Here is a 14235-nt window from a genome sequence, read left to right as displayed (position 1 = left end):
CGGCCATGCGTCGTGGAGGGCCTTCCGTACTCGGGATCGTGCTGGCGGGCGGCGAGGGCAAACGCCTGATGCCGCTGACCGCGGACCGGGCCAAACCGGCCGTCACCTTCGGCGGCACCTACCGGCTCGTCGACTTCGTCCTGTCCAACCTCGTCAACGCCGACGTGCTGCGCATCTGCGTGCTGACCCAGTACAAGTCGCACTCGCTGGACCGGCACATCACCACCACCTGGCGGATGTCCAGCCTGCTCGGCAACTACGTCACCCCGGTCCCGGCCCAGCAGCGCCTCGGCCCGCGCTGGTACCTGGGCAGCGCCGACGCGATCCTGCAGTCCCTGAACCTGGTCCACGACGAACAGCCCGAGTACGTGGCGGTGTTCGGCGCCGACCACGTGTACCGCATGGACCCCCGGCAGATGCTCGCGCAGCACATCGAGGGCGGCGCGGGCGTGACGGTGGCCGGTATCCGGGTGCCGCGCGCGGAGTCCTCCTCCTTCGGGGTGATCAGACCGGGCGCGGACGGCCGCGCCGTCGAGCGCTTCCTGGAGAAGCCCGCCGACCCGCCGGGCCTGCCGGACGACCCGGAGACGGTGTTCGCCTCGATGGGCAACTACGTCTTCACCACCAAGGTCCTCATCGAGGCGCTGCAGCGGGACGCCGAGGACGACCGGTCCGTGCACGACATGGGCGGCTCGATCCTGCCCCAGCTGACCGCGCGCGGCGAGGCGCAGCTGTACGACTTCAGCGAGAACCACGTGCCCGGCGAGACCAGCCGCGACCAGGGCTACTGGCGGGACGTGGGCACCCTGGACGCCTACTACGAGGCGCACATGGACCTGATCGCCGAACGCCCCGCGTTCAACCTCTACAACCGCCAGTGGCCCATCTACACGCACTCCTACCAACTGTCCCCGGCCCGTTTCAACGCGGGCGGCATCGCGAGCGAGTCCATCATCAGCGCCGGCTGTCTGATCCGTGGTCAGGTCACCCGGTCCGTGCTGTCGCCGGGCGTACGGGTCGACCCGGGCGCGGTCGTCCAGGGCTCGGTGCTGCACGACAACGTGCACATCGGCCGGGGCGCGGTGGTCCGCGGTGCCGTCCTGGACAAGAACGTCGAGGTCCCGCCCGGCGCGACGATCGGCGTCAACCCGGAGCGCGACGCCGAGCTGTACACCGTCTCCAAGGGCGGTGTCATCGCGCTGGGCAAGGGGCAGCGGGTGCCGTAGCGGGCGTTAGGGTCGACGCCATGTCCGCTGCTCTCGCACTCGTGTTCCGTCCGGCGACCCGTGCCGACCTGCCCGCCGTCCTCGCCCTGCTCGCCGACGAGGAGCGGGTGGTGGATCCGGCGACGGTCGAGGTGACGGAGGCGTACGAGCGGGCCTTCGCCGCCGTCGACGCGGACCCGCGCAACGAGATGCTGGTCCTCGCCGAGGACGGCACCGGCACCGTGGTGGGCTGCCTGCAGGCGACGTACATCCCCGGGCTCGGCAAGGGCGGTGCCGAGCGGGCGCTGATCGAGGCGGTGCGGATCCGTGCGGACCGGCGGGGTGGCGGGCTCGGCCGGACCCTGATGGAGCACGCGATGACCCGAGCACGGGCGCGCGGCTGCTCGCTCGTCCAGCTCACCAGCAACAAGAACCGCGAGGACGCGCACCGCTTCTACACCGGGCTGGGGTTCGCCCGCAGCCATGAGGGCTTCAAGCTGGCCCTCTGACCCTCCCTCGGCCCTCTGACCCTCCCTCGGCCCTCGGGCCCCTCGCGTCCGCGCGACGCGTTTCATGGAAATATCCACGAATGCCCGGGTTTTCGGCCTCCGCCGTTCAGGATGCAGCCAACGATGTCCAACCTGCGGAGGTCATCCGACATGAGAGGGACCCGGCGCACGCGGCTGTGTCTGGCCGGGGTGATGGCAGCGTCGGCGCTGATCGCCACCCCCGCCGCCCGGGCCGCCGAGCGGACCGACGGCCACCTCACCGACCTGGTCAACCCGTTCATCGGGAGCCAGAACGAGGGCAACACCTTCCCCGGCGCGGCCGTGCCCTTCGGCATGGTGCAGCTCTCCCCGGACACCGGGCACAGCACCGGCTACGACTACGCGCAGAACCGTGTCCGCGGCTTCTCCCTGGTCCACCTCTCGGGCGTCGGCTGCCGCATCGGCGGGGACCTGCCCGTGCTGCCCACCACCGGGGACGTCACCCAGACGGACTACGCCCGGTACGCGGCGGCCTTCTCGCACGACGACGAGGAGGCGAGCCCCGGCTACTACCGGGTGGGCCTCGCCTCCGGCATCCGCGCCGAACTCACCGCGACGGCCCGCACCGGCGTGCAGCGCTACACCTTCCCGGCCACCGGCAAGGCCAACGTCCTGCTGAACGCCGCCCAGTCGCTGCACAAGCCGGTGAGCAGCACGGTGCGCATCCTGGACGACCGCACCGTGCGCACCGAGATCACCGGCCACGGCTTCTGCCGGGACACCGGCCCCTACACGGTCCACACGATCACCCGCTTCAGCCGGCCCTTCACCGCCTACGGCACCTGGGACGGCGGGACCGTCACCCCCGGCGCCCGCGGCGGATCCGGCGGCGCCTACGTCCGCTTCGACACCACCCGGGACCGCACGGTCGAGGCGACCACCGCCCTGTCGTACGTCGACGCGCGCGGCGCCGCGACCAACCTGCGCGCCGAGGGCGGCCGGTCCTTCGACGCCGTACGCCACCGGGCCCGCGAGGAGTGGGAGCGCCGGCTCGCCGCCGTCCGGGTGCGCGGCGGCACGCCCACGCTCCGCCGGACCTTCTACTCCTCGTTGTACCGCGCCCACCTCGCGCCCAACACCGGCAGCGACGCCGACGGCCGCTACCTCGGCTGGGACCGCCGTACCCACCGCGCCCGCGGCTTCACCTACTACCAGAACTGGTCGCTGTGGGACACCTACCGCACCCAGGCCCAGCTGCTCGCGCTGCTCGCCCCGCGCGAGGCACGGGACATGGCCCGGTCGGTGGTCGCCGTCGACGAGGACGGCGGGTGGCTGCCCAAGTGGGGCTACGGCCCGGTCGAGACGAACATCATGACCGGCGACCCGGTCACCCCGTTCCTGACCACCGCCTACCGGATGGGGCTGCTGAAGGGATTCGAGGAGCGGGCCTACCGGGCGCTGAGGAAGAACGCCGACGGCGTGCCGCCCGCCGCGTACCCGGGCGTCGGGCGGGAGGCCAACGCCGAGTACATCGCGAACGGTTTCGCGCCCTACGTCAAGGGCCGGCCGTACGCCAAGATGGGCGACTCCGACTACCACCACGGCGCCTCCGTCACCCTGGAGTACGCGCTCGCCGACGCGATGCTCGCCCAGATGGCCCGCGGCCTCGGCCACCACGAGGACGCCGCCCGGTACGCCGCCCGCTCGCGGAACTACCGGAACGTCTTCGACCCCGCCACCGGCTTCTTCCGCGCCCGCGACACCTCCGGCGCCTTCACCGGCTCGCCCGACCCGGCCCGCGGCACCGGCTTCCACGAGGGCACGGCCTGGCAGTACCAGTGGCTCGTCCCGCAGGACGTCCCCGGCATGGTCGGCCTGATCGGCGGCAACCGCGCGGCCGACGACCGCCTGGACGCCTTCTTCGCCTACGACCGGCTGCTCGCCGACCCGGAGAGGACCGCCCGCGAGGTGTGGGTGCACGGCGACCCGTACGCCTACTACAACGCCGCCGTGTACAACCCGATGAACGAGCCGGACCTCATCGCGCCCTACACCTACCTCTCCACCGGCCGCCCCTGGAAGACCACGGACGTGGTGCACGCCGCGCTCACCCTGTTCACCGACAGCCCGGCCGGCATGACCGGCAACGACGACCTCGGCACCATGTCCGCCTGGCACGTCCTGTCGTCCATCGGCCTCTTCCCGGTCCAGCCCGGCTACGACACCTGGGGCCTGACCACCCCGGTCTTCGACCGCGTCGACCTGACCCTGGACCGCCGCTACTGGCCCGCCGGCCGGCTCACGGTGACCGCGCCCGGCACCTCGGCCGCCGACCGCTACGTCCAGTCCGTGCACACGGACGGCAGGCCGCACGACCGGACCTATCTGACCACCGGCGCCCTGCGCTCCCTGCGCTCCGTCGCATTCACGGTCGGCCCGCGCCCGTCGGAGTGGGGTACGTCACCCGAAGCGGCGCCGCCCGTCCTGAGGTGACCTCAGCCGTCGCCTGCGTCCCGTCTCTTCCACCGGTGACGGGACTTAACCTGGCGTTAACTGAGCGTAGCCTGATCGTACTTGACCGTAATCGCCCACCGGGGATTGACTGCTGATCCACCCCTTGTCGACGCGTGAGGCAAGCCCTTGACTTCCGACCTGCTCGCTCCCCTCGACCTGGCCTTCTGGAACATGGAGTCCGACCGGCACCCGATGCACCTCGGCGCGCTCGGCGTCTTCGGCGCGCACTCGCCCACGGCCGGGGCCCACGCCGCCGACCTGCTCGCCGCCCGCGCCGCCTCCGTGCCCGGCCTGCGCATGCGCATCCGCGACACCTGGCAGCCACTCGCCTTCGGCGGCGCCGCCCGCGAGACCGACCCGCACTTCGACCCGCTCAACCACGTACGGCTGCACGCCCCGACGGACGACTTCCACGCGGCCGCCGGCCGGCTGATGGAGCGTCCGCTGGAGCGCGGCCGGCCGCCGTGGGAGGCGCATGTGCTGCCCGGCGAGGACGGGGTGTCCTTCGCGGTGCTCTTCAAGTTCCACCACGCCCTCGCCGACGGGCTGCGCGCGCTGAAGCTCGCCGCCGGCGTCCTCGACCCCGTCGACCTGCCCGAGCGCGCGCCCCGCGCCGTCGAGCCGCCGCAGGGTCTGCTGTCCGACGTACGCCGGCTGCCCGCACGCGTGCCCGGGCTGGTCCGGGGAGCGCTGTCCGACATGGGGCGGGCCCTGGACATCGGCGCCTCGCTCGCCCTGTCCACGCTCGGCATGCGCCCGACCGCCGCACTGACCTCCGCGCCCAGCGGCACCCGCCGCACCGCCGGGGTCGTGCTCGACATCGACGACGTGCACCGGGTGCGCAAGAGTGCCGGCGGCACCGTGAACGACGTCCTCGTCGCCGTCGTCGCCGGCGCGCTGCGCCGCTGGCTGGACGAGCGGGGCGACGGCAGCAAGGGCGTGGCGCCCCGCGCCCTGATCCCCGTCTCCCGGCGCCGCCCGCACACCGCCCAGCCACAGGGCAACCGGCTCTCCGGCTACCTGATACGGCTTCCGGTGAACGAGCCGGACCCGCTGGGGCGTCTGGAAACGGTGCGCACCGCGATGATCCGCAACAAGGACGCGGGGCCCGACCGGGGCGCCGGCGCGGTCGCGCTGCTCGCCGACCACGTGCCGGCGCTCGGCCACCGGCTCGGCGGACCGCTGGTCGGCCAGGCGGCCCGGCTGTGGTTCGACATCCTGGTCACCAGCGTGCCCCTGCCCGGACTCGGCCTGCGGCTCGGCGGCCACGAGCTGACCGAGGTGTACCCCCTGGCCCCCCTCGCCCCCGGCCAGGCGCTGGCGGTCGCGATCTCCACGTACCGCGGACGCGTCCACTACGGCCTGGTCGCCGACGCTCAGGCCGTACCGGACCTGGACCGGTTCGCCCGCGCGGTGTCGGCCGAGGTACAGACCCTGCTGACGGTCTGCGACGCCTGATCACGGGAGCCGCCGCCGGGCAGCGGTTTGGTTCCCCGGGTGGGGGTCCGTAAAATCCGCTGTTCGAAAGCGGGCGCGAGTCGGAGCGCTGCGCGGGTGATCAGGGAAGCGGCAGCGCGATGACGGTGACAGAGGACGGCTCGGCGTCCATGGACATGCCCACGGACGCCTCCGTGGACGAGGCGGTCCACGGGCCGGGTATCGACCCCGAGCGGCTGGCCGTCTGCCTGAGCGTGCTGGAGGAGCTGGACCGGCTGGAGGTCGACCACCCCGACGCGATCAAGGTGCGCCGGGCCACCTCGCACATCTACCGCACGGTCAAGCAGCGCCGCCGCCAGGAGCGCCGCGCCGCCAAGACCGCCCACGACCGCGCCGTCACCGAGGCAACCGCCACCGGCTCGGCCGAGCGCATCGACGACGAGACCGAGGGCATCCTGCCCTCCTCGAAGGTCGAGGAGGGCAGGATCGCGGGCATACTCCAGCGCCCGCGCTCCTGCTACACCTGCAAGACCCGGTACGTGGAAGTCGACTACTTCTACCACCAGCTCTGTCCCGACTGCGCCCGCGTCAACCGGGCCAAGCGCGACGCCCGTGCCGACCTCACCGGCAAGCGCGCCCTGCTCACCGGCGGCCGGGCCAAGATCGGCATGTACATCGCCCTCAGGCTGCTGCGGGACGGCGCGCACACCACCGTCACCACGCGGTTCCCCAAGGACGCCATCCGCCGCTTCAAGGCGATGGAGGACTCGGCGGACTGGATGCACCGCCTGGAGATCGTCGGCATCGACCTGCGTGACCCCGCCCAGGCCGTCGCGCTGGCCGACCAGGTCACCGAGGCCGGCCCGCTGGACATCTTGATCAACAACGCCACGCAGACCGTACGCCGCCTGCCCTCCGCCTACGCCGCCCTGGTCGAGGGCGAGAGCGCCCCGCTGCCCGCCGGCGAGCTGCCCGCCCACCACGTGATCGGCGCCTTCAACTCCGGCGCGGTCGACGGCCTGGCCGCGCTGCCCGTCGGCACCAGCGGCCTCGACGCGCAGAAGGTCGCCGACCTCGCCCTCGTCGCGGGCAACGCCAGCGTCGCCCGGCACCTCGACGGCACCGCCATCGACGCGGGCGGCCTGGTCCCCGACGTCGTCGAGAGCAACACCTGGGTGCAGACGATCGACCAGATCTCCCCGGTGGAGCTGCTCGAGACCCAGCTGTGCAACTACACGGCGCCGTTCATCCTGATCAGCAAGCTCCGCCCGGCCATGGCCGACGCCGCGCGGAAGGCGGAGAGCGGACGGGCGTACGTCGTGAACGTCTCCGCCATGGAAGGCGTCTTCGGCCGCGGCTACAAGGGTGCGGGCCACCCCAACACCAACGCCGCCAAGGCCGCGATGAACATGGTGACGCGGACCAGCGCCGAGGAGATGTTCCAGGCCGACGGCATCCTCATGACCTCGGTCGACACCGGCTGGATCACCGACGAGCGCCCCCACTACGACAAGCTGCGCCTCGCGGAGGCCGGCTTCCACGCACCGCTCGACCTGGTCGACGGCGCCGCCCGCGTCTACGACCCGATCGTGCGCGGCGAGGCGGGCGAGGACGTGTACGGCGTCTTCCTGAAGGACTACGCGCCCGGCAAGTGGTGAGCCGCCGCGCGGGTGACACGCGGATCAGGGGCCAGGGCGGCGGCCGGCGCTCAGTCGACCGCGCCGAGCCGCCCGTGGCGGGCCGCCACCAGCTCCAGCACCGTGCGCCAGTCCTCCAGCACGCCCGCGTCGAAACCGGCCGTGCGGCTCTCCTCGCCGGGGCGCAGCCGCAGCGCACCGTCGTCGGCGGGATCCCCGTCCCCGCGCACCAGCCGGAACACCCGCTCCCCGAGCAGGGCGCGCACCGCCTCGGCCGCGGTCCGCAGCGCGTGCTGGTGCCGGCCGGCGTACAGCAGATCCATCAGCTCCTCGACGCTGCGCAGCTCCATGCGTCAGTCCTTTTGCGAGACAGCCGTTGCCGCGTCAGCAGACCATGGCGAGCTTGCGCCTCGGCCAACAGCACTTGAAGAGGTGTTCGCCCCTGTAGGCCACGTGGGTGATTCCCGGGGTCGTACGAGTGAGCATCTTGTTTCAAAAGGCCCCATATTAGGGGGTATTGGGGAGCTGCATGACGCGTATCGGTTACCGGTTGTTTGCACTCCCTATCGAGCGGATGGCCGCTCATTTGGTTAACCTGGGGTGGACGGACAGCAGTAAGGGGTCCCACCCACACCCATCGTCCGTCCTGGGGCGATCCGGTCGACAACGGCCTGCTCCGACAGAGGTACCGGCGCCACCGCGTCCGAACTGGCCTTCCATCCAGACCCGAGCGGGGCGTCGAGCGCCGGAGCGCAGGCTGTCCGGTACGCCCCGAGGGTGAGCCCGACACATAAGGAGTGCGCGGTGACACCGGAGAAGACGAATCGCGAACAGCGCCCCGAGGAACGCACGGAGCGCTCGGGCCGCCGGCCCGGAGAACTCGGCAGTCTCGACGTGTGGGCCCGGTCCGCCCCGATCCGCCTCGCGGGGTACGAGGACGACCTCGCCGAGCCGCACATCCTGCCGAGCGTGGACTGACCCCCGGGGTCGGGCCCTTCGCGATCGCCGCCCGCACGGGCGTGAGGACTCACACCCGTGCCGGGCTCTCCCTTTTCAGGGCCCTTTACGGCCGCCTCTCATCGCTCTCTCTGCGGCCGCCCCTCATCGCGCTCTTCGCAGCCGGCACTTCGGGCTCTCACGGCTGGTCCGGCACGGGTGCCGTCCGCTGCCACGGGCTCAGCTCCTCCAGCTCCTGCGCCAGCTCCAGCAGCACGGCCTCCGTGCCCGGCCGCCCCACGAGCTGTACGGCGCAGGGGGCGCCCGAGGGCAGGGCGCCGGCCGGGACGGACATCGCGGGCCAGCCGGTCAGGTTCCACGCCGGGGTGAAGGGCGAATACGCGGTGTTGGCGAGGACGTTGCGCAGCCAGCCGCGTTCGTGCCACGGGCCGGCCTGCGGGGAGCGGCGGGCCAGCGCCGGGGTGAGCAGCACGTCGTACTCGGTGAGGAACGGCGTCAGCCGGGCCCGCAGCCGCTCACGGGCGTCGCCGGTGCGCACCGCGCGGACGAACCGGCGGCCCACGGCCGCGTGCACCCGGGTCCGGCGGGCCAGCCGCGCCCGGTCCAGGCCGGCGGCGTCCACCGCCGTACCCGCCGTCCAGTGCCGGAGCGCGGTCACGCCGAGGGAGAGCGGGTACGGCGGCTCGGCCCGCCGCACCTGGTGCCCGGCCCGGGCCAGCACGCCGGCCGCCTGCCGGACCGCGGTCGTATACGGCCGGCTCACGCTCACCCCGGCGAGCGGGCTGCGCACCGCGGCGGCGATCTTCCGGCGGGTACGCTCCTCCGGGCGTTCGAACTGCGTGTCGGCGAGGACCGCCAGCATCAGCCGCAGGTCCTCGACCGTCGTGGCCAGCGGGCCGTTCTCCGACATGCCGAACCAGTCGCCGTTGCCGATCCCCGCGGGCACCACTCCGTGCCCCGGCTTCAGGGTGACGAGCCCGCAGTTCGCGGCCGGGATGCGCAGCGAGCCCATGCCGTCGTTGCCGAGCGCGAGCGGCACCAGACCCGCGGCGACGGCCGCCGCGCTGCCGCCGGAGGAGCCGCCCGCCGTGCGGGAGAGGTCCCAGGGGTTGCGGGCGATGCCGTACGGGCCCTCCGTGGTGCCGAAGACGCACAGCTCGGGCACGTTCGTCAGGCCGACGACCACCGCACCGGCCGCCCGCAGCCGGGCCACCGTCACATGGTCCTCGGCGGCCGGGGTGTCCGGGGTGGCTGCGGAGCCGTTGCGGTGCGACTCGCCGCGCACCCCCAGGTTGTCCTTGACCGCCAACGGCACGCCCGCCAGCGGCAGTTCGGTCAGATCGGCGCGGGAGGCCAGGGCGTCGGCCTCGGCGAGCGCCGCTTCGGCCCGGACCTTCCGGAACGCACCGATCCGGCCGTCGAGCCGCTCGATCCGCGCGAGGTGCTCGGCCACCACCTCCCGGGGCGTGACCCGCTTCTCACGAACGGCGGCGGCGATCTCGACGGCACTCCGGCCGGCCCAGCTGCTCACGTGACGCTCCTCGTTACTCATCGGTACGGAAGAGGGGTAGGAGGAACTGTGCCCGGTCGGAGGCGGCACGTCGAGAGGCCGCGGTGCGTCGGGCGGCCGCCGCCGGTCGCTCAGGCGCCCGGCACCTCCCCGCCCTCGGCTGGCGTCGCCGCTCCCGTACTGCCCCGCCCCGTCAGCCGTGGCACCGGCACCCCCACCGCCCGGGCCGGGCTGCCGTCCAGCAGGGCCAGCAGTTCGCGGGCGGCCGTGCGGCCGAACTCGGCGCTGTCGCGGGACAGGGCGGACAGCCGCGGGGTGACCATGCGGCACAGCGCCGAGTCCTCCCAGGAGACCACCGACACATCCTGCGGGACACGGAAGCCCAGGTCGGACGCGGCGGCCACACCGGCCACGGCCATCACGTCGTTGTCGTAGATCAGAGCCGTCGGCGGCGGCGAACCGCCGAGCACCCGGCGGGTCACCGCGGCCCCCTCCGCGTCGGAGTAGTCCGTGGTCACCGAGCGGACCTCGGTCAGACCACGCCGCTCCGCCTCCGCGCGCAGCGTGGCGATACGGCGCCGGGTGTGGGCCAGGTCGGGCAGGCCCGCGATGTGGACGATCCGCCGGTGGCCGAGGGCGGTCAACTCGTCCACCACGGAGGCCATCGCGCCCGCGTCGTCCGCCCAGACCGTGGACAGTCCGGGATGGCGCACGTCGGGCGCACCGCCGATCACCACGGCGGGCAGCCCGAGTTCGTCCAGCAGGTCGGGCCGGGGATCCGATGCGCGGGGATCGGCCACCAGGACCCCGTCCACCCGGTGCTCCGCCCACCAGCGCCGGTACACCGCGCACTCGTCGGCCACGTCCCCGGCCACCTGGAAGAGGAGGCCCAGGTGCCGCTCGGCCAGGACCTCCTGGATGCCGGAGACGAGCTGGAGGAAGAACGAGTCCACGCCCAGCGTGTGCGCGGGGCGGGCCAGGACGAAGCCGACCGTCGCCGCGCCTTCTCCGGACAGCGCGCGGGCCGCCGTGCTGGGACGCCAGCCGAGCTGTTCGGCGACCCGGCGGACCCGGGCGCGGGTGGCCTCGGAGACGCCGGGGCGGTCGTTGAGCGCGAAGGACACGGCGCTCTCGGAGACTCCGGCGCGCCGGGCGATGTCCTTCATCGTGGGCCGGCGGGCGGGGGACCGTCTGGTCGGCACGTTTCTCCCCCTTCGGGAACATGCTCGCTGAGGCGCTTGAACTAAAGCGCTTGAGTGTCAAGACCCTAAAGCGCGTTAGCGAATCACGGCAAGTTTTGTCCACGAAGCCTCTGACCTGCACTGATGAAGCGTGTATTTCTTTAGCTCGGCGCATCCATTGACTTTGCCGGAAGGCCGCGGGCAAGGTCTTCGACGCCACTCGCAGACCGACACCGCAAGGGAGCCGTGTCACCGTGCCCATGTCCCGCAGAGCCCTCGCCGCCGCTGCCGTCGCCCTCGTCCTGCCGCTGAGCGCCTGCGGCTCGGGCGGTGACGACGGCGGCTCGACCGACGCCTCCGGCAAGGTGGAGGGCGACATCACCTTCCAGACCTGGAACCTGCGCGCGAACTTCAAGCCGTACTTCGAGGGCCTGATCGCCGACTTCGAGAACACGTACCCGGGCACCCATGTGAAGTGGGTCGACCAGCCCGCCGAGGGCTACCCGGACAAGCTCAGCGCCGACGCGGCCGGCGGCACCCTGCCCGACGTCGTCAACGTCTCCCCGGACCTGGTCGCCCCGCTCGCCAAGGCCGGCCTCGCGCTCGACCTCGACAAGGCCGCCGCCAAGTACAAGGCGGAGTACTTGCCGGGCGCTTGGGCCAGCCACCAGGTACCGGGCACGAAGGGCACGTACGCCTTCCCCTGGTACCTCAACACCGGCCCGCTCTTCTACAACAAGGAACTGTTCAGGAAGGCGGGACTCGACCCCGACCAGCCGCCGAAGACGTACGACGAACTCTTCGCCGACGCCCTGCGGATGGCCGAGAAGAGCCACGGCGAGGTCGCCACCCTCGCCAACGTGCCCACCATCGAGGACTTCGGCCGCTACGGCGTCCCGCTGATGAACGAGCAGGGCACCGCCTTCGCCTTCAACGACGCCAAGGGTGTCGAACTCCTCACCGAGTACAAGCGGTTGTACGACGCCAAGGCCCTCGACCCGCAGGCGCTGACCGCGACTCCGGAGTCCTCCGGCAAGAAGTTCCTCACCGGCGCCGTCGCCATGAACCCCGGCAGCGCCCTCGATCTCGGCAACTTCAAGAAGAACGCGCCGAGCCTGTACAGGAACATCGGCATCACCGACCAGATCACCAGCACCGGGCACGTCAACATGTATGTGATGGGGGTGATGGTCAACTCCCGCACCCGGCACACCCCGGCCGCGGTCGCCTTCGCCCACTTCGTCACCGACGCGCGGAACCAGATGTCCTTCGCGAAGAAGGTCGCCATCTTCCCGAGCACGGCCGGCTCCCTCGACGACCCGTACTTCACCAAGGAGGACGGCACCGACGAGACCCGGGTACGGGTCGCCGCCGCCAAGTCCCTGAAGAACGCGGTCAACTACACGCCCGTGCTGTTCAGCGACCAGATGAAGACCGCGCTGCGCAACGAGGTCGCCAAGGCGCTCCAGGGCAAGGAGAGCCCCGAGGAAGCCCTCGACAACGCTGTCAAAGCCGCCGACCGGCTGCTCGGGCAGGGCTGACCCGCCATGGCCGCGCCCCTCCGCGTCAGGCGCCAACTACCGTACAGTCCCTGGCTGTTCGCCGCCCCGGGCCTGCTGGTCACCGGCGCCTTCGTGCTCTACCCGTTCGTCTCCACCCTGGTGAACTCCTTCACCGACCGCCGCACCCTTCTCCCCGGCCGCTTCGTGGGTCTCGCCAACTACCGCGAGCTGCTCCACGACGACATGTTCTGGACCGGGCTGCGCAACAGCACGCTCTACGTCCTCGGGGTCGTCCCCGCGCTGGTGATCCTGCCGCTGCTGCTCGCGCTGCTGGTGCACAAGAGCATCCCCGGTATCGCCTTCTTCCGCTCCGCCTTCTACACCCCGGTCGTCGCCTCGATCGTCGTGGTGGGCCTGATCTGGGTGTGGCTGCTGGACGAACGCGGGCTGGTCAACTCGCTGCTGGAGACCATCGGCGTCGGCCGGGTCGGCTTCCTCAGCGACCAGTGGCTGCTGCTGCTCAGCGCCATGGCCGTCACGGTCTGGAAGGGTCTCGGCTACTACATGATCATCTACCTGGCGGCCCTGGGGAACGTCCCGCGCGAGCTGCACGAGGCCGCCGCCGTGGACGGGGCGGGCGCGGTGCGGCGCTTCCTCAGCGTCACCGTGCCCGCCGTCCGGCCGACGATGGTGCTGGTCGGCGCGCTGTCCTCGGTCGCCGCCTTCAAGGTGTTCTCCGAGGTGTACCTGATGGCCGGGCCCAGCGGCGGGCCCGCCGGCGAGGACACCACCCTAGTCATGCTCGTCCAGCGCACCGGCACCGGCCTCACCGGCCGCGTCGGCTACGCCTCCGCCCTCTCCGTCGTCGTGTTCGCCGTCACCGTCGCCCTGATGCTGCTCGTGCTGCGCGCGGACCGGAGGGAGGAGGCATGAGGGTCACCGACGAGCACGGCCGCCGCGTCCGGCTGTGGGAACTCGTCCTGCGGTACGCGTTGCTGATCGCCGTACTCGCCCTCACCGCCGGGCCGTTCCTGTGGCAGCTGTCGACCTCGTTGAAGGGGCCGACCGAGGACATCTACGGCTCACCGCCGAGCTTCGTGCCCGAGCAGCCCACCCTGCACAACTACGAGCGGGTCGCCGACACCATCCCCGTGTGGGACTACGCCCTGAACTCGCTGAAGGTCGCCACCGCCAACGTCGTGACCAACTGCGCCGGTTCCGCGCTCGCCGGGTACGCGCTGGCCCGCCTGCGCTACCGGGGCCGCCGCGCGGCCACGCTCGCCTTCGTCCTGGCGATGCTGGTGCCCGTGGAGGGCGTCATCATCGCCCAGTTCACGACCATGCGGGAGCTGGGCCTCAACAACACCCTCGTCGGCGTGGTCCTGCCGGGCTGCATCGGCGCGATGAACGTGCTGCTGATGCGCAACGCCTTCCGCAACCTGCCCTACGAGATCGAGGAGGCGGCCTACGTCGACGGCGCCGACGTCTGGCAGCGGTTCTGGCGCATCGCCCTGCCGTCGGTGAAGGGCACCCTCGCCGTCGTGGCGATCTTCGCTTTCATGGGCGCCTGGGACGACTTCCTGTGGCCGCTGATCGTGCTGAGCGACCCGTCCAAGTTCACCCTGACCATCGGCCTCAACTACCTGCACGGCACGTTCGCCAACGACGAGCGTCTCGTCGCCGCCGGCACCGTGATCGCCGTGGCGCCGCTCATCGCCCTCTTCGCCTGCCTCCAGCGGTACTTCTTCCGCGGCGTCGGCGAGGGCGCGGTCAAGGGCTGAACCTCCCCGACTGCAAGGACACC

At 72.0% G+C, this 14235-nt stretch carries 12 protein-coding genes; 9 read left to right on the top strand and 3 right to left on the bottom strand.

Features of this window, described 5'->3' with window-relative positions:
• Positions 1-5: 5 nt before the first annotated feature.
• The 5 genes from glgC (at position 6) to ACZ4U1_RS05105 (ending at position 7302) form a co-directional block, all read left to right on the top strand.
• Positions 6-1226 carry a glucose-1-phosphate adenylyltransferase gene (glgC, locus tag ACZ4U1_RS05125; RefSeq protein ID WP_467899713.1) on the top strand — a complete coding sequence of 407 codons (1221 nt, stop codon included), beginning with the start codon at positions 6-8 and terminating at the stop codon, positions 1224-1226.
• A gap of 20 nt (positions 1227-1246) precedes the next feature.
• Positions 1247-1714, top strand: a complete 468-nt coding sequence (locus tag ACZ4U1_RS05120; RefSeq protein WP_467899711.1) for a GNAT family N-acetyltransferase — start codon at positions 1247-1249, stop codon at positions 1712-1714.
• A 150-nt stretch (positions 1715-1864) separates the two neighbouring features.
• Positions 1865-4186: a GH92 family glycosyl hydrolase gene (locus tag ACZ4U1_RS05115; protein WP_467899709.1), complete on the top strand. Its 2322-nt coding sequence runs from the start codon at positions 1865-1867 to the stop codon at positions 4184-4186.
• A gap of 147 nt (positions 4187-4333) precedes the next feature.
• Positions 4334-5665 carry a wax ester/triacylglycerol synthase family O-acyltransferase gene (locus ACZ4U1_RS05110; RefSeq protein ID WP_467899708.1) on the top strand — a complete coding sequence of 444 codons (1332 nt, stop codon included), beginning with the start codon at positions 4334-4336 and terminating at the stop codon, positions 5663-5665.
• A 119-nt stretch (positions 5666-5784) separates the two neighbouring features.
• Positions 5785-7302: an SDR family NAD(P)-dependent oxidoreductase gene (locus ACZ4U1_RS05105; RefSeq protein WP_467899707.1), complete on the top strand. Its 1518-nt coding sequence runs from the start codon at positions 5785-5787 to the stop codon at positions 7300-7302.
• A 50-nt stretch (positions 7303-7352) separates the two neighbouring features.
• On the opposite strand, the gene ACZ4U1_RS05100 is transcribed toward ACZ4U1_RS05105, so the two are convergent.
• Positions 7353-7631 carry a hypothetical protein gene (locus tag ACZ4U1_RS05100; RefSeq protein ID WP_467899706.1) on the bottom strand — a complete coding sequence of 93 codons (279 nt, stop codon included), beginning with the start codon at positions 7629-7631 and terminating at the stop codon, positions 7353-7355.
• A 454-nt stretch (positions 7632-8085) separates the two neighbouring features.
• On the opposite strand from ACZ4U1_RS05100, the gene ACZ4U1_RS05095 reads away from it, so the two are divergent.
• Complete coding sequence (locus ACZ4U1_RS05095) at positions 8086-8259, top strand: hypothetical protein (protein WP_467899704.1); 174 nt, start codon at positions 8086-8088, stop codon at positions 8257-8259.
• A 157-nt stretch (positions 8260-8416) separates the two neighbouring features.
• Here the strand turns inward: ACZ4U1_RS05095 and ACZ4U1_RS05090 are convergent, their stop codons facing one another.
• Together ACZ4U1_RS05090 and ACZ4U1_RS05085 are read right to left on the bottom strand one after the other, a co-directional pair.
• A complete protein-coding gene (locus ACZ4U1_RS05090; RefSeq protein WP_467899703.1) occupies positions 8417-9769 on the bottom strand; it encodes an amidase in 1353 nt (450 codons plus the stop codon).
• Between the two features lie 110 nt (positions 9770-9879).
• On the bottom strand, positions 9880-10914 hold the full coding sequence (locus ACZ4U1_RS05085) for a LacI family DNA-binding transcriptional regulator (protein ID WP_467900096.1): 1035 nt from the start codon (positions 10912-10914) through the stop codon (positions 9880-9882).
• Positions 10915-11183: 269 nt separating this feature from the next.
• On the opposite strand from ACZ4U1_RS05085, the gene ACZ4U1_RS05080 reads away from it, so the two are divergent.
• Genes ACZ4U1_RS05080 through ACZ4U1_RS05070 form a run of 3 tightly spaced genes read left to right on the top strand, consistent with a single transcriptional unit; the run spans position 11184 to position 14212 of the window.
• Positions 11184-12470 carry an extracellular solute-binding protein gene (locus ACZ4U1_RS05080; protein ID WP_467899701.1) on the top strand — a complete coding sequence of 429 codons (1287 nt, stop codon included), beginning with the start codon at positions 11184-11186 and terminating at the stop codon, positions 12468-12470.
• A gap of 6 nt (positions 12471-12476) precedes the next feature.
• Positions 12477-13364 carry a carbohydrate ABC transporter permease gene (locus tag ACZ4U1_RS05075; protein ID WP_467899698.1) on the top strand — a complete coding sequence of 296 codons (888 nt, stop codon included), beginning with the start codon at positions 12477-12479 and terminating at the stop codon, positions 13362-13364.
• The gene (locus ACZ4U1_RS05070; protein WP_467899696.1) at positions 13361-14212 is read left to right on the top strand and encodes a carbohydrate ABC transporter permease; all 852 of its coding nucleotides are present in this window, start codon (positions 13361-13363) and stop codon (positions 14210-14212) included. Before ACZ4U1_RS05075 ends, ACZ4U1_RS05070 begins: the two co-directional genes overlap by 4 nt.
• Positions 14213-14235: the final 23 nt, after the last annotated feature.

The organism is Streptomyces sp. NPDC028928, from assembly GCF_055564915.1.
This window is presented reverse-complemented; position numbering and strand designations above follow the sequence as displayed.